We start from the raw sequence: 24,157 nt of genomic DNA, 5'->3' as shown, positions 1-24,157 counted from the left end.
CGCCCCGACCCTTCCCCCCGGCGCCTCCCGCTCACCCTGCGCCTGGCCGTGCGCGAGTTGCGCGCCGGCCTGTCCGGCTTCGGGGTGTTCCTCGCCTGCATCGCGCTCGGCGTCGCCGCGATCGCCGGCGTGGCGTCGATCTCGCGCTCGCTCTCCGACGGCCTCGGCCGGGAGGGGCGACGGATCCTCGGGGGCGACCTCGCCTACAACCTGATCAACCGCGAGGCGACCGACACGGAGCGGCAGGCCCTGTCGCGGGAGGGCACGGTCGACGCCGTGGCATCCCTGCGCGCCATGGCGGTGGCGGGCGGCGGAGACGCCGCGCTCGTCGAGCTGAAGGCCGTCGATCCCGCGACCTACCCGGCAGCCGGCGAACTCGTCACCGATCCGCCGGGCCGGCTCGCCGACCTGCTGGCCGAGCGCGACGGGGCGCCGGGCGCGCTAGCGGATCCGGCCCTGCTCACCCGCCTCGACGTCAAGGTCGGCGACCGGATCGCGCTCGCCGGGCACCCGGTCGCGATCCGCGGCACGCTCACGTCGGAGCCCGACAAGATCGCCGGCGGCATCGGCTTCGGCCCGAGGCTGATGATCTCGGAGCCGACGCTGCGCGCCACCGGCCTCGTCCAGCCGGGCAGCCTCAACCGCTGGAGCTACCGGATCGTCCTGCCGAAAGACGCCGCCCGGGACCCGGACCTCGACGCCGCGCAGGTGCGGATCCGAACCGCGTCTCCGGAGGCCGGCTGGGAGATCCGGTCTCGCGGCAACGCCGACCCGCGCTTTTCCAAGAGCATCGAGCGCTTCACCCAGTTCCTGACCCTGGTGGGGCTGACGGCGCTGATCGTCGGGGGCGTGGGCGTCGGCAACGCGGTCCACGCCTTCGTGGAGCGCAAGCGTCCCTCGATCGCGACGCTCAAGAGCGTCGGCGCCCCGGGCTCGCAGGTGGTCGCCCTCTACCTGACTCAGGTGATGCTGATCGCGGGCATCGGCACGGCGATCGGCCTCGCGGTCGGCGCAAGCCTGCCGTTCGTCCTGGATGCGCTGTTCTCCGCCGACCTGCCGTTGCCCTTGAATCCGACTTTGGCGCCGGGGGAATTGCTACTCGCCGCCGCCTACGGGCTGCTGACCGCCTTCGCGTTCGCGATCACGCCGCTCGGCCGTGCCCACGACGTGCCGGTCTCGGGCTTGTTCCGCGACACGGTCGATCCCGCCCGGGTCAGCCCGCGTTGGCGCTACCGGATCTGGCTTGCCCTCAGCCTCGCCGCCCTGGTCGGCCTGGCGGTCGGCACGGCGTTCGACCGGCGTGTGGCCCTGATCTTCATCGCGGCCGCCGCCATCGCGTTCGCGCTGCTGCACGGGGTGGCGCTCGGCCTGATGGCGCTCGCCCGCCGCCTGCCGCATCCGCGCTGGCCGGCGCCCCGGATGGCGCTGGCGAACCTCCACCGGCCGGGCGCGCTGACCCCCGCCATCGTGCTGTCCCTCGGGCTCGGCGTGACCCTGCTGGTCACCCTCAGCCTGATCGACGCCAACGTCCGCCGGACGATCAGCGCGACCCTGCCGGCGCGTGCGCCGAACCTGTTCTTCCTCGATATCCCGTCCCGCGACGCCGCCGAGTTCCGCGCGTTCCTGGCGCGCTCGGCCCCCAACGGCAAGATCGAGGACGTGCCGATGATGCGCGGCCGGATCGTCGCCCTGAACGGCGTGCCGGCCAGCAAGATCCGCCCCCCGGAGGACGCCGCTTGGGTCCTCGACGGCGACCGGGGCATCACCTACGGCGACACGGTGCCGGAGGGCTCGACCCTCACGGAGGGGGCGTGGTGGAGCGCGGAGCAGGACGCCAAGCCGCTGGTCTCGTTCGAAGCGGACCTCGCGCGCCAGCTCGGATTGAAGGTCGGCGACACCGTCACCGTCAACGTGCTCGGGCGCGACCTGACCGCGACGATCTTCAACCTGCGCCGGGTGGAGTGGCGCAACCTCGGCATCAACTTCGTCATGGTGTTCTCACCCGGCACCTTCCGGGGCGCGCCGCATTCGGACCTCGCCACCCTGTCGCTGCCCGGCGGCACCGATGCGGGCGCCGAGAACCGCATCCTGCGCGACGTCGCCAAGACGTTCCCGTCGGTGAGCGCCGTGCGTGTGAAGGACGCGCTCGACGCGATCGGTGACCTCGTCGGCCGTCTGGTCCTGGCGATCCGCGGGGCGAGCGCCGTGGCGGTGCTGGCGAGCCTGTTCGTGCTGGCCGGGGCCATCGCGGCCGGCCACCGGGCCCGCCTCTACGACGCCGTAGTGCTGAAGGTCCTGGGCGCCAGCCGGGCGCGACTGCTCAGCGCCTACGCCATCGAGTACGCGGCCCTGGGGCTCGCCACGGCCGTGTTCGGCCTCGCCGCCGGCAGCCTCGCCGGCTGGGTGATCGTCGCGAAGGTCATGCACCTCGACTTCCGCCTCGACCTGTCCGGGGCGCTGGTGGCGGCCACCGCCGCCGTGGCTCTGGCGATCCTGCTCGGGCTGGCCGGCACGTGGCGCATCCTCGGCCAGAAGCCGGCGCCGTATCTCCGGCAGATCTAGAGCCTTGATTAGTCGCACTCGCTGACGCCGGACCGGTACCCATTTCGGCGGTGCGCGCTCTGACCGCTGGTCTTCGCGGCCCCGCTTCCGGTCTCCGCACATGGTTAAGACTTGGGCGGAGAGACATCGACCCGATGCGATCCGGGCAACCGCCAGTCGAACCCGGGGCCGTGAGCGCGGGAATCCGTTTTAATCCCTGACTTCATGGACAAAAATACATCCTCCGACACCGGAAAAGCGCCCCCGCAACCGTGGCTGGGGACTTGTGCGGGCGGCGGCCGCGCAACATATTCCTGTGCGAGGTGCCAGCCTGGCGCCAGAGGTCCTGCGTGGGCCTCGCCCGAAACACCACGCTGAGAGAGCCTCCGCAAGGAAACTCCCATGGCATTCGAGAACTCTCCCTTCCGGTACGGCGCCCAGCAGCCGTCCGGGTACGCCGGCACCCAGGTCGATGTCGATCAGGGCCTGCGCACCTTCATGCTCGGCGTCTACAACAACATGGTCGTCGGGCTCGGCATCTCCGGCCTCGTCGCCCTCGGTCTGAACATGGCGTCGGTCGCGGCCTACCAGGGCACGCGCCCGATCCTGACCCCCTTCGGTCAGACCCTCTACACGAGCCCGCTCAAGTGGGTTCTGATGCTGGCCCCGCTCGCGTTCATCTTCGTCTTCTCGATGCGGATGGACCGGATGTCGGCCTCGTCGGCCCGGACGATGTTCTGGGCCTTTGCGGCGGTGATGGGCGCCTCGATGTCCTCTCTCCTCCTGGTCTTCACCGGGGCGAGCGTGGTTCGGGTGTTCTTCATCACGGCGGCGGCGTTCGGTTCGCTGAGCCTCTACGGCTACACGACCAAGCGCAGCCTGTCGGGCATGGGCTCGTTCCTGATGATGGGCCTGATCGGCATCATCCTGGCGTCGCTGGTGAACATCTTCTTCGCCTCGTCGGCGCTGCAGTTCGCCATCTCGGTGCTCGGCGTGCTGATCTTCGCGGGCCTGACCGCCTACGACACCCAGAAGCTCAAGGAGATGTATCTCTCCAGCAGCTTCGACGGTGAGATGGCGGCCAAGATGTCGGTGAACGGCGCCCTGACGCTCTATCTCGACTTTATCAACATGTTCCAGTTCCTGCTCAGCCTGGTCGGCGACCGCCGCTAAGCCCAGCATGAACCCCGAATGAGCAAGCCCCGGCGGGACACCGCCGGGGCTTCTTTTTTGGCCTGCCTGGATCGGGCGAGGGCGGTTATCATGCCGCCATGCCCAACCGCATCTCCGGCCTTTCCGCCTTCCCGATCACTCCGAGCGACGCGGACGGCCGCGTGGATGCGGCCGCCCTGCGCCGGCTGCTGGACCGCCTCGTGGAGGCCCGGGTCGATTCGATCGGCCTGCTCGGCAGCACCGGGACCTACGCCTACCTGTCCCCGGACGAGCGGCGCCGCGCCGTCGAGATCGCCGCCGAGGCGGTGGCCGGCCGGGTGCCGCTTCTGGTGGGGATCGGGGCGCTGCGCACCGACGACGCGATCCGGCACGCTCAGGCGGCCCGCACAGCGGGGGCCGACGTGGGCCTGCTTGCCCCGGTCTCCTACACGCCGCTCACCGACGATGAGGTGTACCGGCATTTCGCGGCCGTGGCGGGGGAGGGCGGCCTGCCGCTCGTGATCTACGACAACCCGGCGACCACGCATTTCCTGTTCTCGCCGGCGCTGATCGGCCGGATCGCCCGCCTGCCGGGCGTCGTGGCGGCCAAGTGCCCCGCACCGGAGCCGTCGGCGGCCGAGGCCGGACTTGCCAGCCTGACGGAAGCGGTCCCGGCGGAGTTTCCGGTCGGGTTCAGCGGCGACTGGAACGTGACCGAGGCGCTGCTCGCCGGCGGCACGGTCTGGTTCAGCGTGGCCGGCGGCCTGTTTCCGAAAACCTGCCTGGCGATCGTGCGTGCCATCGAGTCCGGCGACGCCGCGCGGGCCCGGGCGCTGAACGAAGCGCTCGCGCCACTCTGGACGCTGTTCAAGGCGCATTCGAGCCTGCGGGTGGTCTACGCCCTCGCCGACCATCTCGGCCTTTGTCACGCCGAACCGCCACGGCCGATCCTGCCGCTGCCGCCGGAGGTCCGGGCGGACATCGTCAGCACCGTCGAGCGCTTGAACCTCGCCTGACGCGATCTCGGAAAAGATCACACCGCCCGGGGCGGGGGCTCCAGCACGGCGAGCACCCGGGCCAGCTCGGTCCCGCGCTTCATCACCAGCCCGCTGGCGGCGATCACCGCGTAGGCGCCCTGGCGGCGGGCGAGCTTCGGGTCCTTCTCGATCCGGTAGAGCGGCATCTCGGAGGCGCGGCGGTAGATCGAGAACACCGCCTTGTCCCGGCGGAAATCCATGGCGTAGTCGCGCCACTCGCCTGCTGCGACCTGCCGGCCGTAGAGGTTGAAGATCGTGCGCAGCTCGTCCCGGTTGAAGGCGATCTGCGGGGGTTCCGCACGGGCGGGGAACGGAATGACATGGCCCGCCGCTTCCTCGGGCCTCGACTCCGCGCTCGTCCGCTCCGTCATCGTCACTCCGTAGTGCCCATGCTGTGCCGGATGATGGCCCCCGCGCCCGCGACCCGCAAGGGTGACCCCTCCGGGACCCCGTGTCGCCCACGACACATCCAAGCGACAAAAAACACGGTTCTGCCCGAATGCCGCCTTTCCCGGGCCGCGTTGCCCTGGCACAACACTGTCTGAACCTCGCCGGCTCCTGCCGGACCAGCGGCCGAAACCCAGCTCCCCAGCCTTCGGTCGCCGGTCGGGATTCCAGAATTCGGCACTCCGAGGTTTCGAGACCCAATGACTTCAGGCCGCCCCTCCGGGCGGCCTTTTTTCGTGGCGTGTCCTGCACCTCGCCAGGTGGATCGTCCCCGAACGTGGCTGCCGGCGTTCGGAAAAAGACGATCCCAGTCAGAGCCCAGCGCATCGTGCCGGCTGCGATATCCAGCCCGATGCGCAGGCCGAGCGGTTTTCGTCCTCCCGTTTATCGCCGGATGCAGGTAAGGCGGGCCGCATCATGGGTCCGCCTACCTTCGACGACAGCTTCATCCAGGCCCTCGACACGCTGTTCGCGTGGCGCCGCGACGTGCGCCGGTTCCGGCCGGACGCCGTGGACCCGGACGCCCTGCGCGCCTGCCTGGATGCGGCGCACCGGGCGCCGTCGGTGGGGAACAGCCGGCCCTGGCGGTTCGTGCGCGTCTCCGACCCGACCCGGCGCGCCGCCGTGGCGAACGACTTCTCCCGCTGCAACGCGGCCGCAGCCGAGGGCTACGACGCGGCACGCGCCGCCCGCTACCGGGCGCTGAAGCTCGCCGGCCTCAACGAGGCGCCAGAGCACCTCGCGGTGTTCTGCGACGACGCCACCGAGACCGGCCTCGGCCTCGGCCGAGCCAGCATGCCGGAGACCCTGGCCTATTCGGTGGTCGGGGCGGTGCAGTGCTTCTGGCTGGCGGCGCGGGCGCGCGGACTCGGGGTCGGCTGGGTCTCGATCCTGGAGCCGGCCCGCGTCACCGGGATCCTGGCTGTGCCGGAGACCTGGCGGCTCGTCGCCTATCTGTGCGTCGGCCATCCGGTCGAGGAGCATCGCGACCCGGAACTGGAGCGCCACGGCTGGCAGGCGGAAGACCCCCGCGGCACCGAGTTGTTCGAGCGCTGAGCCGTCCGACCTCAGGATTGAGGCTACTTCTTTACCCTCCCCAAGACTTCCCGGGAGAAGCAGAGCGTCAACCATAGCTTTCAAGGGAACGGCAAGCGCGGCCGTGGATTACTGGCCGGCATACGCTCACGCTTGTCGAGGAAGTCCAGGATGTCGGGTCGGGTGGCGGCTTTATTCGGTTTGGCCGGCGCGCTGCTGGCGGGTTGCTTCGGGACGGCCCAGGCGCGGGAGGTGGTGCCGTTCCAGAACGGCGTCGCGCCGGGCTCGGTGGTGATCAGCGTGTCCCAGCGCAAGCTCTATCTGGTGAACGGCGACGGCACCGCGATCCGCTATCCCGTGGCGGTGGGCAAGCCCGGCAAGCAATGGTTCGGCACGGCCGCGATCGACGGCAAGTACGTCGCCCCGGCCTGGTCGCCGCCGGCCGAGGTCAAGCGCGACAACCCCCGGCTGCCGAACGTCATCGCGGGCGGCTCACCCAGCAACCCGATGGGCGCGGCCGCGATGACGCTGGCCGGGGGCGAATACGCGATCCACGGCACCAACCGGCCGAACTCGGTCGGCACCTACGCATCCTATGGCTGCATCCGGATGTACAACCAGGATGTGGTCGATCTCTACGCCCGGGTCGATGTCGGCGCGCAGGTCTACATGACCCGGTGAGGGCCAGCACATCGGTGTGATCAGGACATCTCACTGACGTGGCGTGCCACCGCTTCCACGAACGCCTCCGCCGTGTCGCAATGACGTTCGAGGTCTTCCTTCGACGGCATGGGCTCGGCGGTGTGCGGATCCTCCGCCGGGTAACGGAAAGCGGTGGCCCAGGGCGTCAATCCCGCCAGTTGCCGGGCCTGTACGAGGAGAGGACTGGTGCTCGGAATGAGCGCGGTGAGCGCATCGAGGTCATGTCCGGCTCCCCGGCCGCGCGGATACCGGATGCCCTCCGCCACGAGGATCGCCTTCGCAGCCTTCTCGACGGCCTGATGCACGTGGAAGGCGGCGTCCTCCAGTTCCGGCGGATCCAGGAGCAGCCGGGGCGCGGATCGCGTGTCCTGTTGCGCCTTCCGAACCCACGCGCCGGGATCCGACGCGCTCAAAGCGGGGCCTCCGCCGCCTTGTCGTAGAGGACGATACCCTCCTCGGCGACGTCATGCGCGAGTGCGTTGATGTCGAGACGGCGGGCCTCGAAGACGCTTCTGCGCATCGGGACTAGCTGGATCGACGTGCCGAGATCGCGAACGGCCGCCCACAGGGACGCCGGCGTATAGCGGCCTGACGGAATATCGTCGTCCAGCAGAACACACAGGTCCCAGTCACTGTGGTCGTCGTGGTCTCCCCGGGCACGGCTGCCGAACAGGATCACGCGCTCGACGGGTGCGACCCTACGCAGACGCGCTACGATTGCAGCGAGCGAGGGCGACAGACGGTCCGGAGCAAGCGCATGGCTCATTCCGCAAGTATACAGCACGCGGGCTCAGCCCGCATGCATCCGTGATCATGGATCCCTGGAACAAGCCACAGGGATCCGGGCCCGCCCTTATGTGATCGCCCTCACTTCGCCGGCGGCGCCGTCGCCTCGACGGACGTGAAGGTCTCGAGGATCCGGTAGGTGTGCTCGGCGCCCGCCGGCACACAGTAGGAATCCCCCGGCGCGAGCGCGACCGTCTCGCCGCCGACGACCAGCTCGGCCCGGCCGCTGATGACGTAGCCCACGGTCTCGTGGGGCGAGGACGTCATCGGCTTGTCGGCGTTCGGCTCCTCGGCCCGCCACATGCGCATGCCGAGTCGCTCGCCCCGGGCCAAGGTGATCTCGCCGTGCGGTCCAGCGGCCGCGCCGTGGGCCGATACCTTCGTCGCCATCATCGTCTCCTGTCGGTGAACCAGCCCAACGGCGCCCGGCCCGCGACGTTCCGCGCCCGGTGTCGCGGCCTCGGCCCGGGTCGCCGCTTGACGGCCCCCGAGGGCGACAACAGGATGTGGAACCGGTTCGACAAGGCGCCCGACAGAGGCGTGGGCCGGCGCGACGCCGCGGATCCGCCCGGGTCCGGCGCGTCGACGAACCGACCGGAGGGACGCGCCATGCAGATCAAGGCGGCGATCGACAGGATTCCCGGCGGCCTCATGCTGGTCCCGCTCCTGCTGGGCGCCCTGTGCAAGACGTTCGCGCCGGGAGCGCCGGCCTATTTCAAGGGCTTCACGCAAGGGATCATGATCGGGGTGATCCCGATCCTGGCGGTCTGGTTCTTCTGCATGGGCGCGTCGGTCAGCTTGAAGGCGACCGGCACCGTCCTGCGCAAGTCCGGCACCCTGGTGCTGACCAAGCTGCTGTCGGCCTGGGCGATCGTGCTGGTCGCCGCGCTGTTCATCCCGCCCGAGGGCATCCAGACCGGCTTCTTCGCGGGGCTGTCGATCCTCGCGATCGTCTGCGCGATGGATATGACCAATGGCGGCCTCTACGCCTCTTTGATGCAGACCTACGGCAGCCGGGAGGAGGCGGGCGCGTTCATCCTGACCTCGATCGAGTCCGGCCCGCTGATGAGCATGATCATCCTGGGCGCCTCCGGGGCGGCCCATTTCGAGCCGCAGATCTTCGCCGGCGCAGTGCTGCCGTTCCTGGTCGGCTTCCTGCTCGGCAACCTCGATCCGAAGCTGCGCGCCCTGTTCGCCCCGGGCGGCCAGCTGATGATCCCGTTCTTCGCCTTCGCGCTCGGCAACACGGTGGATCTCAACAACCTGCTCTCGCCCCTCGCCGGGCTCGGGATCGTCCTCGCGCTGGCGGTCATCGTGCTCACCGGCATCCCGCTGATCCTGGCCGACAGGGCCATCGGGGGCGGAACCGGGACGGCGGGGCTCGCGGCCTCGTCCACCGCCGGGGCGGCCGCCGCCAACCCGCTGGCGATCGCGGCGGTGGCGCCGCAATTCGCCCCGGCGGCGCAGACCGCCACGGTGCTGGTGACGATCTGCATCATCGTCACGTCGATCCTGGTGCCGATCCTCACCGGGCTCTGGTACCGCCGGTTCGGAGCCGGCGCGGCGGAGGCCCGGGCCGAGCCGCCGCCGACGGTCTTCGACGGCGTGCCCGCGGAGTAGGGTCGGGGGGCGGCTCAGAAATCGACCGCGAGACCCTTCACCTCCCAATCCTGGTAGCGCACCGGCTCAAGGCCGCCGCGGCCGAGATGCTCCGGAGCGGCACGGATCGCGGCCGCGCGGGCGTCGATCGCGGCCCGGCGCTCGGCCGCCTCGGCCAGGGCACGCTCGGCCGCAGGGCTGAGTTTGCGCGGGGCCGCGGCGGCGCCATCGGTCGCATCCTGTCCGTTCGGGTCTTGCATCGCGGTCGCTCGGGTGTGAGGGCGTGTGTCAGCGGATCATCGGGTTCAGGAGTAGAAGTGGCATCGCGGGACACAGGCCGCAACATTCCGGTCGAGACATCGACGGGTACGCCCGACACCGCGGGGCTCGGCGCCCGGCGGGCCGCCCTGAATGCGGTGGCCGAGATCATCGGCCAGGAGCGCCCCCCGGCCCTCGAGGAGACCCTGGCCCAGGCGATCCGGACGGAGACCTTGAGCCCCGCCGACGCGGGCCTGGCCCGGGCGATCGCGGTGGCGACCTTCCGGCGCTACGGCCTGATCCGGGCGGCCCTGGCCGCCCGGCTCGAGCGCGGGCTGCCGGTCGACAAGCCCCGGCTGACCGCGCTGCTCGCCACCGCGACCGCCCAGATCCTCGACCTTGCGGTCCCCGACCACGCCGCGGTCGATTGCGCGGTGCGACTCGCCAAGGGAGACAACCGCACCGCGCATCTCGCAGGCCTGGTCAACGCGGTGCTGCGCCGGGTCGTGCGGGAGCGCCACGCGATCCTGGCCGCCTCCGCCGACGCGCTGGCGGTCAACACGCCGGACTGGCTGGCGAGCCGCTGGGTCTCGGCCTACGGACCGCAGCGGGCGGCCGCCATCGCGCAGGCCCATCTCGCCGGGGCGGCGATCGACCTGACCCCGCGCGGCGACGCGGCCGCATGGGTCGAGCCGCTCGGTGCGGTGCGCCTGCCGACCGGCTCCCTCCGGCTGCCGGAAAACGGGCCGGCGATCCCCGACCTGCCCGGCTTCCAAGAGGGTGCCTGGTGGGTGCAGGACGCCGCCGCGGCGATCCCTGCGCGGCTGCTTGCCCCGCAGGCGGGCGCCCGGGTGCTCGATCTCTGTGCCGCGCCGGGCGGCAAGACGATGCAGCTCGCCGCCACCGGTGCGCGGGTGACGGCGGTCGACCGCTCGGCACCGCGGCTGGAGCGCCTCCGCGAGAACGTCGCCAGGCTCGGCCTCGACGTCGAGATCGCGGTCTCCGACGCCCTGGCCTTCCAGGCCCAGGACCACGACGCGGTGCTGCTCGATGCCCCGTGCTCGGCCACCGGCACGATCCGGCGCCACCCCGACGTGGCCTGGACCAAGTCGAAGTCCGACATCATCCGGCTGTCGCTGCTCCAGGTCAGGCTCCTCCAGAGCGCGGCCGAGTTGGTGCGCCCGGGCGGCCGGCTGGTCTACTGCACCTGTTCGCTGGAGCCCGAGGAGGGCGAGGCGCAGATCGCCGCCTTCCTGGCCCGGGACACCCGCTTCGCGCGCGTGCCGGTGCGGCCGGAGGAGATCGGCGGCGCGACCGAGATGATCGATGGCAACGGCGACCTGCGCACCCTGCCGTGCCACCTGCCCGAGGTCCCGGGCGCCCGCGGCGGCCTGGACGGCTTCTTCGCGAGCCGGCTCGAGCGCGTGGGGTAAGGAGCGCTCCCCGGTCTCCGCCGCCATCGCGGGCGCAGCGCGGCAACCGAGCGGAGCGTTCGCGGATGCAGACCCATCGACTGGCACGCCGATCTAGACAATATTCCTATTTTGTTCTCATTAGCCGTCACCTGTCCGTCGGCGCTGCGGGAGTGATCCCGCGCGTATCTGGCCGACACCTGGGTTCCCGCGGCATCCCGCGTCCGGCGCGATTGGGTTTTCTTGGGCCATGCCCCCGGCGCCGCAGGCGCGTGGGGACGAGGATGCATATCCGGCAGTCGCGTTCGAAACCTTGATTCGATCCGGCTGGCCTGGATCGACTAGGTTGGCGGATGAATATCCGCAGCAGACATCTTTCGGCCGGGGATCGACAGGTTTTTGTCACACTTCGTTCGCGGAGTGAGGCGGAGCCGCCGTTGAGGCGGGGAACGATTATCGCTAGCGTGCCGGCAAATCGGGAGGCTGCACGGCAACCGTGCACGGGATGGATATGGCACACGCAACCCACGCGACCACTGCGCCCGGCGCTCCCCGCGAGCCCTGGTACAAGGTCCTCTATATCCAGGTCCTGATCGCCATCGTGCTCGGCGTCCTGCTCGGCTGGTACGACCCGGCCACCGGCAAGGCGATGAAGTGGCTCGGCGACGCCTTCATCGGCCTGATCAAGATGATGATCGCGCCGATCATCTTCTGCACCATCGTGCACGGCATCGCGTCGGTCGGCGACCTCAAGAAGGTCGGCCGGGTCGGCGTGAAGGCGCTGGTCTATTTCGAGGTCGTCTCCACCCTGGCCCTGTTGATCGGCGTGCTGGTCGGCGAGGTGATCCGGCCCGGCGCAGGCTTCAACGCCGACCCGACGAAGCTCGATGCCAGCAAGGTCGCGAGCTACGCCAACAAGGCGGCAGCCGATTCCACCGTCGCCCACATCCTGGCGATCATCCCCAAAAGCTTCTTCGATCCCTTCGCCACCGGCGACCTGCTGCAGGTGCTGCTGATCTCGATCCTCACCGGCGTCGTCGTCACCAGCCTCGGCGCGCGCGCCGCCGCGGTGAACAGCGCGATCGACACCGCCGGGCAGATCTTCTTCAAGATCATCGGCATCGTGGTGAAGCTCGCCCCCGTGGGCGCCTTCGGCGCCATGGCGTTCACGATCGGCGAGTACGGCATCCAGAAGGTCTACGACCTCGCCTGGCTGGTCGGCACCTTCTACGTCACCGCGATCCTGTTCGTGGTCGTGGTGCTGGGCAGCATCGCCAAGGTCGCGGGCTTCTCGATCTTCCGCTTCCTCGCCTACATCAAGGACGAGTTGCTGATCGTGGTCGGCACGTCCTCATCGGAGACCGTGCTGCCGCAGCTGATGACCAAGATGCGCCGGCTCGGCGCCTCGGATTCGGTGGTCGGCCTCGTGGTCCCGACCGGCTACTCGTTCAACCTCGACGGCACCAACATCTACATGACGCTCGCCACGCTGTTCCTCGCGCAGGCGGTGGGTGCGGACCTGACCTTCGCGCAATACGCGACGATCATCCTGGTGGCGATGCTGACCTCGAAGGGCGCCTCCGGCGTCACGGGTGCCGGCTTCATCACCCTGGCGGCCACGCTCTCGGCGATCCCGAACAGCCCGGTCCCGGTCGCTGCCATGACCCTGGTGCTCGGTATCGACAAGTTCATGTCCGAGTGCCGCGCGCTCACCAACCTCGTCGGCAACGGCGTCGCCTGCGTGGTGGTCAGCCGCTGGGAGGGCGAGCTCGACATGGCCAAGCTCAACGAGGTCATGGCCCACCCGGTCGCGATCGGCACCGACATCTCCGACCACGCGCCGCAGCCGATGGGGACCGACACCAAGGTCACCAAGGTCGCCGCGGCGGAGTGATGCCGGCGCCCAGCGGGCGGGCGCGCCTCGGCATCGATCTCGGCGGCACCAAGATCGCCGGGATCGTGCTGGATTCCCGCGGCGCGACCCTGGCCGAGGCCCGGGTCCCGGCCCCGCGCGGCGATTACCGGGGCACCCTCGAGGCCCTGGCCGCCCTGGTGGAGCGCCTGGAATCCGAAGCCGGCACCCCGTCCCGCGCGCCTTGCAGCGTCGGCGTCGGCATGCCCGGCAGCCTGTCGCCGGCGACCGGCCTCGTGCGCAACGCCAACTCCCACTGGCTCAACGGTCATCCGTTCGGGATCGACCTCGCGCGGCGGCTCGACCGCCCGGTCCGGATCGAGAACGACGCCAATTGCCTCGCGGTCTCGGAGGCGGTCGACGGCGCCGGGTCCGGCGCCCGGGTGGTCTGGGCGGTGATCCTGGGCACAGGGGTCGGATCGGGCATCGCCATCGACGGCCGCGTGCTCACCGGCCGCAACGGCATCGCGGGCGAGTGGGGCCACGGCCCCCTGCCGGCACCCACCCCCGACGAGCGGCCCGGACCGGATTGCTATTGCGGTCGCCGGGGCTGCGTCGAGACCTGGCTGTCCGGGCCCGGCCTCGCCGCCGACCATGCCCGGCGTCACGGCCGCCATGGCACCGCCGAGGCCGTCGTCTCCGCCGCCCGCGACGGTGACGGCGACGCGCGGAAAACCCTCGCGACGCATCTCGACCGGCTCGGGCGCGCCGCGGCCCAGGTGGTCAACCTGCTCGATCCGGACGTGATCGTGATCGGCGGCGGCCTGTCGCGCATCCCCGAGCTGATCGCCGGTTTGCCCGGTGCGATCGCCCCGCACGTCTTCTCCGACGCCTTCGACACCCCCGTGCGCGCCAGCCTTCACGGCGACGCCTCCGGGGTGCGCGGGGCGGCCTGGCTGTGGGAAGCCGACTGAGGGCGCCAGCTCGAACGGTCACCGCCGGCTCTCAGGACATCGGTGGCTTTCGGCACCGCGGACAAGCAAACCCCGTTGCGCGGCCGTCCTTCTATTCGGATCGGTGAAGACACCGTACCATCGGCCGTGTGAAACGCATGCCGGGCAAGCGGATTTACGGCTTGCCCCATGTCTTCCCGCAGACTAGTTCTTGATCGCTGCAGGGAATCGCTTCGTTTTTACGGTTATTCTCAAAAAATTCACCTTTTCGGCAATCACAATCGATAACCAGAGGTCATAAGGGCGGGAAAATCCGGGACGGGACTCGAACTCACTGTCGATGTCTTGGATACCTGCGATGCGCGCCCTCTTAGTCTCGTCTGCGTTCAACAGCATGACGCAGCGCTTCTTCGTCGATCTGTCCGATGCCGGATACGAGGTCGCCGTCGAGATCTACGGTGGCGACGAGCAGCGCCTGGACGAGGCGTTCGCCGCGTTCCGGCCGGATCTGACCATCGCCCCCTTCCTCACCCGCGCGATCCCGGACCGGATCTGGCGCCAGCACCTGACGCTGATCGTGCATCCCGGCATCGAGGGCGACCGCGGCGCCTCGGCGCTCGACTGGGCCATCCAGGAACGATGGGACCGGTGGGGCGTGACCCTGCTTCAGGCGGAAGCCGAGATGGATGCCGGCCCGATCTGGGCGACGCGCACCTTCCCGCTGCGCCAGGCGCCCAAGAGCAGCGTCTACCGGCGCGAGGCGATCGACGCCGCAATCGCCTGCCTGTGGGAGGCGCTCGCCAACCTCCAGACGCCGGGATTCCGGCCGAGGCCGCTCGATTACGCCGCCCCGACCGCGCTCGGCCGGCTGCGTCCGTCGATGAAGCAGGCCGATCGGTGCATCGACTGGAACCGGTGCGGGACCGCCGAAATCCTGGCGCGGATCCACGCGGCCGACGGGATGCCGGGCGTGCTCGACGCGATCTACGGCCTCCCTGTCTTCCTCCACGCCGCCTGCGCGGAGCCGGACCTGCGCGGCGCGCCGGGCCAGGTGATCGCCCAATCCGAGAGCGGCGCGATCTGCCGCGCGACGGTCGACGGCGCGGTCTGGATCGGCCGCCTGAAGCCGAAGCTGGAGGGCGGCGGCGGGATCAAGCGCAGCGCCGTGGACGTGCTGGGTGACCGGATCCCGGCCGACCTGCCCGTCGCCGCCCCGGCCGGGCTAGCGCATCCCAACCCGGTCGAAGAGGTGCGCGTCGAGCGGGCCGGCACTGTCGCCACCCTGCATTTCGACTTCCACAACGGCGCGATGAGCACGGTACAATGCCGCCGGCTCCAAGCGGCGTTCCGGCAGGCGGCGGAGAGTTCCGCCAAGGTCATCGTGCTGGCGGGCGGCGGCGACCACTGGTCGAACGGCATCCATCTCAACGCGATCGAGGCGAGCGCCGACCCGGCCGCGGAATCCTGGGCGAACATCGTCGCGATGGACGACCTGGTGCGCGAGATCATCACCGCGACCGACATGATCGTCGTCGCGGCGCTCGGCCGCAATGCCGGCGCGGGCGGCGCGATCCTGCCGCTGGCCGCGGATTTCGTGCTGGTCCGGGACAGTATCGTGCTCAATCCGCATTACCGCACGATGGGCTGGCTCTACGGCTCGGAATACTGGACCTATCTCCTGCCCCGCCGGGTCGGCTGGGAGCGCGCCGTCCAGTTGACCGAGGGATGCCTGCCGATCAGCGGCCGGCGGGCCGCGGAGATCGGCTTAGCGGACGAGGCGATCCGGGGTGATGCCGAGCACTTCGCCAGAACCGTCCAGGCCTTCGCCGCAGGGCAGGCGGAACGCCACGCCGCGCTCACGGACCGCAAGCGCCTGCAGCGAGCCGAGGACGAGGATCGCCGGCCGCTCGATGCCTATCGCCGGCACGAGCTGACGCAGATGGATCGGAACTTCCATCAGCCGGACGCGCCCTATCACCGCGCCCGCAGCGCCTTCGTCCACAAGCGCCCCGCCTGCTGGTCGCCCGTCTCGGTGCGCATGCTGGCCGCGCTGGATCGCCTGGAGACGATCGCCCCGCCGGAGGCTTTGCGCGGATCGGCGTTCTAGGAGGCCACCCCGACGGCCCCGCCGAACCACGACTTCCATCCCAGATCCCGTCTTGAGGCGCGGGAGTTACAGGAGAGGTCAGGCCGATCGCGGCAACCCCGGCGTCACCTTCGGGGCTGACGCGCGCGGGGCAGCCCAGCCCCGGGCGGCGGGAGACCACGGGGTCGTGTCCGGCCGGCCCCTTGCCGCAGCCGGGAGGGCAGGGCAGGAGGGCCGGCCCTTCGCCGCGAAGCCCCGATGATCGTCCGCACCCGGCCCAACCTGTTCACCCTGTTGTTCACGATGCAGGGCTCGATCCTGCCGCGGGTGGCCCAAAAACTCGTCGGGATCGTCGCGGTCTCCTGCCTGGTGGTCTGGGCGGAGGCGCGCTGGCCAGCCTTCTTCCCGGTGACCGCCGGGGTCGCGCCGTTCACGCTGGTCGGCCTCGCCCTGTCGATCTTCCTGAGTTTTCGCAACAACGCCTGCTACGAGCGCTGGTGGGAGGCCCGCAAAGCCTGGGGCAGCCTGATCGGCGAGGTGCGCAACCTCGCCCGCCTGCTGCCGGCCCTGTTGCCGGCCGCCGAGGCGGCGCCCCAGCTGCGGCGCCTGTCGGCCTTCGCGCACGGCCTGCATGCCCGCCTGCGCGGTCTCGACGAAGCCAAGGCCGTGGATGGAAAGGCGCCGGGCTCGGACCTCTGCGGCCCGAACCCGACCGACTCGGTCCTGGCCGCCCTGACCCGCGACCTCGCCGGGCTGATGCGGGCCGGGCGCCTGACCGACATCCAGTTCGGCCTTCTGGAGGCGCGGATCGAGGCTTTGTCCGGGGTGCACACCGCCTGCGAGCGGATCGCCAACACGCCGCTGCCCTTCGCGTACACGCTGCTCGTCTACCGCACCGCCTGGCTGTACTGCCTGCTGCTGCCGGTGGGCCTCACCGGCTCACTCGGCTGGGCGACGCCGGTCGTGGTGGCGCTCGTCGGCTACACGTTCTTCGGCCTCGACGCCCTGGGCGACGAGTTGGAGGAGCCCTTCGGCACCGAGCCGAACGACCTGCCCCTCGACGCGATGGTCCGGGCCGTCGACCGCATCGTCCACCACGCGCTGGACGAGCCGATGCCGGCGCCGCTGGCACCGGACGGGTATTGGCTGCGGTAGCGTCGGGATCAGCCGTTCCAGGCCCGCAGGACCGGTTCGCTCCGGTCGTGCTCATAGCCAAGGACGCTGACGCTGGCGGTGCCGAGCACCAGCAGCGCGCCGCCCTCCGTCGGCAGGCCGATCCAGCGGGCGGCGAGCACGCGCAGACAATGGGCGCTGGAAAAGAGGATCAGATCCGCATCCAGGGCGCGGATCCGGGCGATGACCCGATCGGCCCGGGCGCCGACATCGGCTGCCGTTTCGCCGCCGGGGCATCCGTCGCGGAACAACCGCCAGCCCGGGCGCTCGGCCAGGATCTCTTTCGTGGTCCGGCCCTCGTAGGCGCCGTAATCCCACTCGGCGAGGTCCGGATCGATCGTGCGGTCCGCGCCGAACCCCGCAAGCGCGCAGGTGGTCGCCGCGCGGCTCGACGGGCTCGACCAGACGGCCGCATAGGCTCCGGCTGCCAGGCGCGGCGCGAGGGTGCGGGCCGCCGCCTCACCCGCCGGCGTCAACGGGATGTCGCTGCGCCCGGTATGTTGCCCGGACAAGCTCCAGGCGGTCTCGCCGTGGCGGACCAGGGTGATCTGCGGAAGCTTGGTCTGGGACATGCGCGCCTCCGAGTACGCGCGGTCAACGCGCCTGCGCCGATCCGGCACCCGGCGCCGAGACAATGCGTCGACGCCGCAACATCACCCTTGCGCCTCCGATAAAACGGACATAAACATATCTTTATGTCTAGCGCTGAGAGTCGAACGGCGGGATCGATCCCTTTTCCGGAAGCCCTGGGCGTCCTGCGCGCCGCGGCCGAGGAGACCCGCCTGCGCATCCTGGCGCTGCTCACCGACGGTGAATTGTCGGTCTCCGACCTCACCGACATCCTGGGCCAGTCGCAGCCGCGCATCTCGCGCCATCTCAAGCTCCTGGTGGAGGCCGGCCTCGTCGAGCGTCATCGCGAAGGAGCCTGGGCGTTCTTCCGCCTGTCCGAGTCCCGGGCCGGCCTGGCCGACCCGCTCCTGTCCGGGCTGGACCGGAGCACGCCGCCTCTCTCGGAAGATCGTGCCCGGCTCGACGCGGTCCGCACCCAGCGGGCCGAGACGGCCCAGACCTTCTTTGCCCGGCTCGCGCCCAAATGGGACGAGCTACGCTCCCTGCATGTCCCCGAGGCCACGGTCGAGGCGGCGGTCCTCGACGCGCTGGGTGAGCGCCCCCTCGGCAGCCTGATCGATCTCGGCACCGGCACCGGCAAGATGCTCGGCCTGCTCGCCCCGCGGGCCGCCCGGGCCACGGGCCTCGATTCGAGCCACGCCATGCTGTCGGTCGCCCGGGCCAACCTGGAGCGGCGGGGCCTGTCGCGGGTGGACCTACGCCAGGGCGACATCCATGCGCCGCCCTTCGCCCGGGCGAGCTTCGATCTGGTGGTGGTGCATCAGGTGCTTCATTATCTCGACGATCCGGCCCGCGCCCTGCGGGGCGCCGTGCGTCTCGTGGCGCCGGGCGGACGGCTCCTGGTGGTGGATTTCGCGCCGCACGATCTCGAATTCCTGCGGACGAGCCAGGCCCATCGCCGGCTCGGCTTCTCCGCGGATCAAGTCTCCGGCTGGCTGGCCGAGGCCGGGCTCGCCACGGTCGCGACCCGCGATCTGGTGCCCCGGGAGGCCGGCCAGCTGACCGTCACGCTCTGGCTCGCGCAGGAAGCCAGCCATCGGCAGGCAGGCCTCGACCGCGCCGCCGAACCGCTCCAGCGCGCGGTCGCCTGACCCCGAAATCCGGCGACCTCCGCACAACCCATCACCCTTATCGTCTGAACCGACCGACATAGAGGACGAGACCCGATGCGCCGACCCGCCCACCGCGCCAGCCGAGACGGCTACCACCCGATCCGCGTCTCGATCGAGTTCTTCCCGCCCAAGACCGACGAGATGGAGAAGGTCCTGTGGTCGTCGATCGAGCGGCTGGCACCGCTTCAGCCGAAATTCGTCTCCGTGACCTACGGGGCCGGCGGCTCGACCCGGGAGCGGACCCACAACACGGTCGCCCGGATGATCCGCGAGACGACCCTCAAGCCCGCCGCGCACCTGACCTGCGTGGATGCCAGCCGCGAGGAGATCGACGCGGTGGTGCAGTCCTACTGGGATGTCGGCGTCCGCCACATCGTGGCCCTGCGCGGCGATCCGGCCGACGGCGTCGGCCACGCCTACCGGCCGCATCCTGAAGGCTACGCCACGACCGCCGAGCTGGTAGCGGGGATCAAGCGCATCGGCGACTTCAAGGTCTCGGTCTCGGCCTATCCCGAGAAGCACCCGGAGGCCGCCACCCTCGATGCCGACATCGATGCCCTGAAGGCCAAGGTCGATGCCGGGGCCGACCAGGCGATCACGCAGTTCTTCTTCGAGAACGAGGTCTACCTGCGTTACCTCGAGAAGGTCCGTGCCGCCGGGATCACGATCCCGATCATCCCGGGCATCCTGACGGTGCAGAACTTCAAGCAGTCGGCCAACTTCGCCCGCCGCACCGGCGCCTCGGTGCCCTACTGGCTGGCCGCCCGCTTCGAGGGTCTCGACAACGACGTGGAGACCCGCCGGCTCGTCGCCGCCGCCGTGGCGGCCGAGCAGGTGCTCGACCTGGTGGACGAGGGGGTCCAGGACTTCCACTTCTACTCGATGAACCGCTCCGACCTCGTCTACGCGATCTGCCATCTGCTGGGCCTGCGCGCGCAGGCGCCGAAGCTGGCAGCGGAGAAGGCGGCGGCCTAAATTCAGCTGCGCCCGCACGGCGCAGCAGGGGGCAGGATTATGGCTGAACCGCAAGATATGATTCTTCCGCTTCTTCGGGAGATGCGGACCGAGATCCACTCTGGATTCGAGCGCATCGATCGCAAGCTTGAGGAGCATGATACCCGCTTCGACAAGCTGGAACGTCGGTTCGACAATCTGCGGGAAGCCGTTAACGGCGAATCGGTCCTCGGACGCTACGCGGCTGCCCAGGTCGAAGAGCGCCTCGACGCCCTCGAAAAGCGGCTCGCCGCCCTGGAGAAAGCGGGCTGACCCGGACCATTTCCGGGCTGGTCCGAAACGAGAACTCCACCCTCTGCCTCATCCTGGGTGCCGCGCAACGGCATCGCAGGTAGGCTCCAGGGACCCACAAAAATCTCGACGCCTCCTTCGAGGCTTCCGCTTCGCTCCGGCACCTCAGGATGAGGTGGTCTGTTGGGACCGATCATGACTGACTTTCCGCCCGTCGACGGCACCGAGATCGCAACCGCGCTGCGTCAGCGCGCGTCGGAAAAGATCCTCGTCCTCGACGGGGCGATGGGCACCGTGATCCAGCGGCTCGGGCTGACCGAGGCGGATTTCCGCGGCGACCGCTTCAAGGATCATCCGAACGATCAGAAGGGCAACAACGACCTCCTGATCCTGACGCAGCCGGACGCGATCCGGCAGATCCACCTCGACTACTTCCTGGCCGGCGCCGACGTCTGCGAGACCAACACGTTTTCCGGCACCACGATCGCGCAAGGCGATTACGGCCTCGAATCGATCATCCACGACCTGAACCGGGAGGGCGCGCGCCTCGCCCGCGAGGCCGCGCGGCTCGCCGAGAAACAGGATGGCCGCCGCCGCTTCGTCGCCGGCGCCATCGGCCCGACGAACCGCACGCTGTCGATCTCGCCGGACGTGAACAATCCCGGCTACCGCGCGGTGACCTTCGATCAGGTCAAGACCGCCTACATGGAGCAGGTCCGCGGCCTGATCGCCGGCGGGGCCGAGTTGATCCTGATCGAGACGATCTTCGACACGCTCAACGCCAAGGCGGCGGTGGCCGCCTGCTGGGCGGTGTTCGAGGAGACCGGGATCCGCCTGCCGATCCAGATCTCCGGCACGATCACCGACCTGTCGGGCCGGACGCTGTCGGGCCAGACCCCGGCGGCGTTCTGGAACGCGCTGCGCCACTCCGATCCGCTGACCTTCGGCCTGAATTGCGCGCTGGGCGCCCGCGAGATGCGCGGCCACATCGCCGAGCTGTCGCGGATCTGCGACACCCTGGTCTGCGCCTACCCGAATGCCGGCCTGCCCAACGAGTTCGGTCTCTACGACGAGAGCCCGGAAGCCATGGGGGCGCTGGTCGGAGAGTTCGCGCAAGCCGGCCTCGTCAACATGGTCGGCGGCTGCTGCGGCACCACGCCGGACCATATCCGGGCGATCAGCGAGGCGGTCGCCGGCAAGGCGCCCCGGCAGATCCCCGAGATCCCGCGCCTGATGCGGCTCTCGGGGCTGGAGCCCTTCGTGCTGACGAAGGAAATCCCGTTCGTGAACGTCGGTGAGCGCACCAACGTCACCGGGTCGGCCAAGTTCAGGAAGCTCATCACCAACGGCGACTACGCCGCCGCCCTGGACGTCGCCCGCGATCAGGTCGCCGCCGGCGCCCAGATCATCGACGTCAACATGGACGAAGGCCTGCTCGACTCGCAGAAGGCGATGGTCGAGTTCCTGAACCTCGTCGCCGCCGAGCCCGACATCGCCCGGGTCCCGGTGATGGTCGATTCCTCGAAGTTCGAGGTGATCGAGGCCGGGCTGAAATGCATCCAGGGCAAGGCGATCGTGAACTCGATCTCCATGAAGGAGGGCGAGGAGAAGTTCATCGAGGCGGCCCGCGTCTGCCGTTCCTACGGCGCCGCCGTGGTGGTGATGGCCTTCGACGAGCAGGGCCAGGCGGACACCTACGAGCGCAAGGTCGAGATCTGCACCAAGGCCTACCGGATCCTGACCGAGCAGGTCGGCTACCCGCCGGAAGACATCATCTTCGATCCGAACATCTTCGCGGTCGCCACGGGCATCGAGGAGCATAACGGCTACGGCGTCGCCTTCATCGAGGCGACCCGGACGATCCGCGAGACCCTGCCGCACGCCCACATCTCGGGCGGCGTCTCGAACCTCAGCTTCGCGTTCCGCGGCAACGAGCCGGTGCGCGAGGCGATGCACGCGGTGTTCCTGTACCACTGCATCCAGGCCGGGATGGATATGGGCATCGTCAACGCCGGCCAGCTGGCCGTCTACGACGAGATCCCGGCGGAGCTGCGCGCGCTGTGCGAGGACGTCGTCCTCAACCGCCGCGACGATTCCACCGAGCGCCTGCTGGAATCGGCCGAGCGCTTCAAGACCGGCGCCTCGGCCCAGGCCAAGACCGCCGACCTGACCTGGCGCGAGGCCCCGGTGGCCAAGCGCATCGAGCACGCGCTGGTCAACGGCATCACCGAGTACATCATCGCCGACACCGAAGAGGCGCGGCAGGGCGTCGAGCGCCCGCTCCACGTCATCGAGGGCCCGCTGATGGCCGGCATGAACGTGGTCGGCGACCTGTTCGGCGCCGGCAAGATGTTCCTGCCCCAGGTGGTGAAGTCCGCCCGGGTGATGAAGCAGGCGGTCGCTTATCTCGAGCCTTACATGGAGGAGGAGAAGCGCGCCAATGGCGGCGACGGCAAGCGCCAGGCCGCCGGCAAGGTGCTGATGGCCACCGTGAAGGGCGACGTCCACGACATCGGCAAGAACATCGTCGGCGTCGTGCTGGCCTGCAACAACTATGAGATCATCGATCTCGGCGTGATGGTCCCGGCCGCCAAGATCCTCGACGTGGCCCGCAAGGAGAACGTCGACATCGTCGGCCTGTCCGGCCTGATCACGCCGTCGCTCGACGAGATGGTCCATGTCGCGGGCGAGATGGAGCGCGAGGGTTTTTCCGTGCCGCTGCTGATTGGCGGCGCCACGACCAGCCGCGTCCACACCGCGGTGAAGATCCATCCGGCCTACGCCAAGGGCCAGGCAGTCTACGTCACGGACGCGAGTCGTGCGGTCGGCGTGGTGTCGAGCCTGCTGTCCAAGGAGACCCGCGACACGACGATCGAGAAGGTGCGCGCCGAGTACGCCAAGGTCTCGGCCGCCCATGCCCGCTCGGAACTCGACAAGCAGCGCCTGCCCCTGGCCAAGGCCCGGGCCAACGCGTTCAAGGTCGACTGGTCGGGCTACGCGCCGAAGAAGCCGGCCTTCACGGATGCCCGGGTGTTCGGGTCCTACGAGGTCGCCGACCTCGTGCCTTACATCGACTGGACGCCGTTCCTGCAGACCTACGAATTCAAGGGTCGCTTCCCGGCGATCCTGGACGACCCGGACCAGGGTCCCGCGGCACGCGCCCTCTACGAGGACGCGCAGGAGATGCTCCAGCAGATCGTGGCGGAGCGCTGGTTCAACCCGAAGGGTGTGATCGGCTTCTGGCCGGCCAACAGCGTCGGCGACGACATCGTGCTCTACACCGGCGAGAGCCGCAGCGACCGGCTGGCGACCTTCCACGGCCTGCGCCAGCAGCTCTCGAAGCGCGACGGCCGGCCCAACACCTGCCTGTCGGACTTCGTCGCCCCCGCGGAGACCGGCATCGCCGATTACGTCGGCGGCTTCGTGGTCACGGCCGGCCTGGAGGAGGTGCGGATCGCCGAGCGGTTCGAGCGGGCCAACGACGATTACCGGGCGATCCTGGTGAAGGCGCTGGCCGACCGGATCGCCGAGGCCTTCGCCGAGCGCATGCACGAGCGCGTCCGCCGGGAGTTCTGGGGTTACGCGGCGGACGAGACCTACACGCCCGCCGAACTGACGAGCGAGCCCTATGCCGGCATCCGTCCGGCCCCGGGCTACCCGTCCCAGCCCGACCACACCGAGAAGACGCAGCTGTTCGATCTCCTGAAGGCCGAGCGTCGGATCGGGGTGAAGCTGACCGAGTCCTACGCCATGTGGCCGGGCTCCTCGGTCTCGGGCCTCTACCTGGCGCACCCGCAGGCGCATTACTTCGGCGTCGCCAAGGTCGAGCGCGACCAGGTCGAGGACTACGCCCTGCGCAAGGGCATGGACATCCGCGAGGTCGAACGCTGGCTCGGGCCGATCCTGAACTACGACCCGACGCGGTACCTGGCGGAAGCCGCGGAGTAGGGGGCTCGGCGGGCATCAGTTGCAAGGGACGCCTTGCGGTGCCTGAACACCCGCGTCGTCATTCCGGGGCTCGCCGCAGGCGAGAGCCCGGAATCCAGAACCACAGGCGAGCCCGAACAATGCGAGGCGGGTTGCTCAAAGCCGGCAAGCTCGGCGGCTCTGGATTCCGGGCTCCGCTGCGCGGCCCCG

General features: G+C 69.9%; 21 protein-coding genes. 15 read left to right on the top strand and 6 right to left on the bottom strand.

What is annotated here, in order from left to right; translation table 11 throughout:
• From FV233_RS07030 to FV233_RS07020, 3 genes are all read left to right on the top strand, one after another.
• Window positions 1-2,562, top strand: a 2,562-nt coding sequence (locus FV233_RS07030) for an FtsX-like permease family protein (RefSeq protein ID WP_147897037.1), incomplete at its 5' end; no start/stop codon positions are given.
• Window positions 2,563-2,943: 381 nt separating this feature from the next.
• Complete coding sequence (locus FV233_RS07025) at window positions 2,944-3,714, top strand: Bax inhibitor-1/YccA family protein (protein WP_058191972.1); 771 nt, start codon at window positions 2,944-2,946, stop codon at window positions 3,712-3,714.
• Between the two features lie 98 nt (window positions 3,715-3,812).
• Window positions 3,813-4,709: a dihydrodipicolinate synthase family protein gene (locus FV233_RS07020; protein WP_147897036.1), complete on the top strand. Its 897-nt coding sequence runs from the start codon at window positions 3,813-3,815 to the stop codon at window positions 4,707-4,709.
• A 17-nt stretch (window positions 4,710-4,726) separates the two neighbouring features.
• On the opposite strand, the gene FV233_RS07015 is transcribed toward FV233_RS07020, so the two are convergent.
• On the bottom strand, window positions 4,727-5,101 hold the full coding sequence (locus FV233_RS07015) for a DUF2794 domain-containing protein (protein WP_147857607.1): 375 nt from the start codon (window positions 5,099-5,101) through the stop codon (window positions 4,727-4,729).
• 493 nt (window positions 5,102-5,594) lie between these two features.
• On the opposite strand from FV233_RS07015, the gene bluB reads away from it, so the two are divergent.
• Together bluB and FV233_RS07005 are read left to right on the top strand one after the other, a co-directional pair.
• Complete coding sequence (gene bluB / locus FV233_RS07010) at window positions 5,595-6,233, top strand: 5,6-dimethylbenzimidazole synthase (protein ID WP_147897035.1); 639 nt, start codon at window positions 5,595-5,597, stop codon at window positions 6,231-6,233.
• 150 nt (window positions 6,234-6,383) lie between these two features.
• Window positions 6,384-6,893: a L,D-transpeptidase gene (locus FV233_RS07005; RefSeq protein ID WP_147897034.1), complete on the top strand. Its 510-nt coding sequence runs from the start codon at window positions 6,384-6,386 to the stop codon at window positions 6,891-6,893.
• A gap of 20 nt (window positions 6,894-6,913) precedes the next feature.
• On the opposite strand, the gene FV233_RS07000 is transcribed toward FV233_RS07005, so the two are convergent.
• The 3 genes from FV233_RS07000 to FV233_RS06990 all read right to left on the bottom strand — a co-directional run bounded on the left by FV233_RS07000 (window position 6,914) and on the right by FV233_RS06990 (window position 8,090).
• Window positions 6,914-7,327: a HEPN domain-containing protein gene (locus FV233_RS07000; protein WP_147897033.1), complete on the bottom strand. Its 414-nt coding sequence runs from the start codon at window positions 7,325-7,327 to the stop codon at window positions 6,914-6,916.
• On the bottom strand, window positions 7,324-7,680 hold the full coding sequence (locus FV233_RS06995) for a nucleotidyltransferase domain-containing protein (RefSeq protein WP_147856881.1): 357 nt from the start codon (window positions 7,678-7,680) through the stop codon (window positions 7,324-7,326). The genes FV233_RS07000 and FV233_RS06995 overlap by 4 nt, the downstream gene beginning before the upstream one ends.
• Before the next feature lie 101 nt (window positions 7,681-7,781).
• A complete protein-coding gene (locus FV233_RS06990) occupies window positions 7,782-8,090 on the bottom strand; it encodes a cupin domain-containing protein (protein ID WP_147856879.1) in 309 nt (102 codons plus the stop codon).
• A 219-nt stretch (window positions 8,091-8,309) separates the two neighbouring features.
• On the opposite strand from FV233_RS06990, the gene FV233_RS06985 reads away from it, so the two are divergent.
• A complete protein-coding gene (locus tag FV233_RS06985; RefSeq protein ID WP_147897032.1) occupies window positions 8,310-9,320 on the top strand; it encodes a 2-keto-3-deoxygluconate permease in 1,011 nt (336 codons plus the stop codon).
• 14 nt (window positions 9,321-9,334) lie between these two features.
• On the opposite strand, the gene FV233_RS06980 is transcribed toward FV233_RS06985, so the two are convergent.
• Window positions 9,335-9,559, bottom strand: a complete 225-nt coding sequence (locus FV233_RS06980) for a DUF1674 domain-containing protein (protein WP_147897031.1) — start codon at window positions 9,557-9,559, stop codon at window positions 9,335-9,337.
• Window positions 9,560-9,616: 57 nt separating this feature from the next.
• Between FV233_RS06980 and FV233_RS06975 the strand changes: the two genes are divergently transcribed.
• The 5 genes from FV233_RS06975 to FV233_RS06955 all read left to right on the top strand — a co-directional run bounded on the left by FV233_RS06975 (window position 9,617) and on the right by FV233_RS06955 (window position 17,015).
• A complete protein-coding gene (locus FV233_RS06975; protein ID WP_246689924.1) occupies window positions 9,617-10,990 on the top strand; it encodes an RsmB/NOP family class I SAM-dependent RNA methyltransferase in 1,374 nt (457 codons plus the stop codon).
• Between the two features lie 490 nt (window positions 10,991-11,480).
• Window positions 11,481-12,863, top strand: a complete 1,383-nt coding sequence (locus FV233_RS06970) for a dicarboxylate/amino acid:cation symporter (protein ID WP_147857033.1) — start codon at window positions 11,481-11,483, stop codon at window positions 12,861-12,863.
• Entirely contained in the window at window positions 12,863-13,795 is a 933-nt protein-coding gene (locus FV233_RS06965; RefSeq protein ID WP_147897030.1) for an ROK family protein, read from the top strand. Before FV233_RS06970 ends, FV233_RS06965 begins: the two co-directional genes overlap by 1 nt.
• Window positions 13,796-14,132: 337 nt before the next feature.
• The gene (locus FV233_RS06960; protein WP_147897029.1) at window positions 14,133-15,881 is read left to right on the top strand and encodes an enoyl-CoA hydratase-related protein; all 1,749 of its coding nucleotides are present in this window, start codon (window positions 14,133-14,135) and stop codon (window positions 15,879-15,881) included.
• A 237-nt stretch (window positions 15,882-16,118) separates the two neighbouring features.
• Window positions 16,119-17,015 carry a bestrophin family protein gene (locus tag FV233_RS06955; RefSeq protein ID WP_147897028.1) on the top strand — a complete coding sequence of 299 codons (897 nt, stop codon included), beginning with the start codon at window positions 16,119-16,121 and terminating at the stop codon, window positions 17,013-17,015.
• A gap of 8 nt (window positions 17,016-17,023) precedes the next feature.
• On the opposite strand, the gene FV233_RS06950 is transcribed toward FV233_RS06955, so the two are convergent.
• A complete protein-coding gene (locus FV233_RS06950; RefSeq protein WP_147897027.1) occupies window positions 17,024-17,605 on the bottom strand; it encodes a histidine phosphatase family protein in 582 nt (193 codons plus the stop codon).
• 123 nt (window positions 17,606-17,728) lie between these two features.
• Here FV233_RS06950 and FV233_RS06945 point away from each other — a divergent pair, with 123 nt between their 5' ends.
• From FV233_RS06945 to metH, 4 genes are all read left to right on the top strand, one after another.
• Window positions 17,729-18,754, top strand: a complete 1,026-nt coding sequence (locus FV233_RS06945) for a metalloregulator ArsR/SmtB family transcription factor (RefSeq protein WP_147897026.1) — start codon at window positions 17,729-17,731, stop codon at window positions 18,752-18,754.
• Between the two features lie 75 nt (window positions 18,755-18,829).
• Complete coding sequence (gene metF, locus FV233_RS06940) at window positions 18,830-19,750, top strand: methylenetetrahydrofolate reductase [NAD(P)H] (RefSeq protein ID WP_147855421.1); 921 nt, start codon at window positions 18,830-18,832, stop codon at window positions 19,748-19,750.
• A 39-nt stretch (window positions 19,751-19,789) separates the two neighbouring features.
• A complete protein-coding gene (locus tag FV233_RS06935; RefSeq protein ID WP_147897025.1) occupies window positions 19,790-20,041 on the top strand; it encodes a hypothetical protein in 252 nt (83 codons plus the stop codon).
• Between the two features lie 174 nt (window positions 20,042-20,215).
• A complete protein-coding gene (metH, locus tag FV233_RS06930) occupies window positions 20,216-23,968 on the top strand; it encodes a methionine synthase (protein WP_147897024.1) in 3,753 nt (1,250 codons plus the stop codon).
• The last annotated feature ends 189 nt before the right edge of the window (window positions 23,969-24,157 follow it).

Source organism: Methylobacterium sp. WL7 (genome assembly GCF_008040085.1).
GTDB classification, from domain to species: domain Bacteria; phylum Pseudomonadota; class Alphaproteobacteria; order Rhizobiales; family Beijerinckiaceae; genus Methylobacterium; species Methylobacterium mesophilicum.
This window is presented reverse-complemented; position numbering and strand designations above follow the sequence as displayed.

Bases quoted from the DNA above. Each gene is read 5' to 3' on its own strand.
- FV233_RS07025 (WP_058191972.1), top strand. From the start codon at position 2,944: ATGGCATTCGAGAACTCTCCCTTCCGGTACGGCGCCCAGCAGCCGTCC.
- FV233_RS07020 (WP_147897036.1), top strand. From the start codon at position 3,813: ATGCCCAACCGCATCTCCGGCCTTTCCGCCTTCCCGATCACTCCGAGC.
- FV233_RS07015 (WP_147857607.1), bottom strand. From the start codon at position 5,101: ATGACGGAGCGGACGAGCGCGGAGTCGAGGCCCGAGGAAGCGGCGGGC.
- bluB (WP_147897035.1), top strand. From the start codon at position 5,595: ATGGGTCCGCCTACCTTCGACGACAGCTTCATCCAGGCCCTCGACACG.
- FV233_RS07005 (WP_147897034.1), top strand. From the start codon at position 6,384: ATGTCGGGTCGGGTGGCGGCTTTATTCGGTTTGGCCGGCGCGCTGCTG.
- FV233_RS06995 (WP_147856881.1), bottom strand. From the start codon at position 7,680: ATGAGCCATGCGCTTGCTCCGGACCGTCTGTCGCCCTCGCTCGCTGCA.
- FV233_RS06990 (WP_147856879.1), bottom strand. From the start codon at position 8,090: ATGGCGACGAAGGTATCGGCCCACGGCGCGGCCGCTGGACCGCACGGC.
- FV233_RS06985 (WP_147897032.1), top strand. From the start codon at position 8,310: ATGCAGATCAAGGCGGCGATCGACAGGATTCCCGGCGGCCTCATGCTG.
- FV233_RS06980 (WP_147897031.1), bottom strand. From the start codon at position 9,559: ATGCAAGACCCGAACGGACAGGATGCGACCGATGGCGCCGCCGCGGCC.
- FV233_RS06970 (WP_147857033.1), top strand. From the start codon at position 11,481: ATGGCACACGCAACCCACGCGACCACTGCGCCCGGCGCTCCCCGCGAG.
- FV233_RS06965 (WP_147897030.1), top strand. From the start codon at position 12,863: ATGCCGGCGCCCAGCGGGCGGGCGCGCCTCGGCATCGATCTCGGCGGC.
- FV233_RS06960 (WP_147897029.1), top strand. From the start codon at position 14,133: ATGCGCGCCCTCTTAGTCTCGTCTGCGTTCAACAGCATGACGCAGCGC.
- FV233_RS06955 (WP_147897028.1), top strand. From the start codon at position 16,119: ATGATCGTCCGCACCCGGCCCAACCTGTTCACCCTGTTGTTCACGATG.
- FV233_RS06950 (WP_147897027.1), bottom strand. From the start codon at position 17,605: ATGTCCCAGACCAAGCTTCCGCAGATCACCCTGGTCCGCCACGGCGAG.
- FV233_RS06945 (WP_147897026.1), top strand. From the start codon at position 17,729: ATGTCTAGCGCTGAGAGTCGAACGGCGGGATCGATCCCTTTTCCGGAA.
- metF (WP_147855421.1), top strand. From the start codon at position 18,830: ATGCGCCGACCCGCCCACCGCGCCAGCCGAGACGGCTACCACCCGATC.
- FV233_RS06935 (WP_147897025.1), top strand. From the start codon at position 19,790: ATGGCTGAACCGCAAGATATGATTCTTCCGCTTCTTCGGGAGATGCGG.
- metH (WP_147897024.1), top strand. From the start codon at position 20,216: ATGACTGACTTTCCGCCCGTCGACGGCACCGAGATCGCAACCGCGCTG.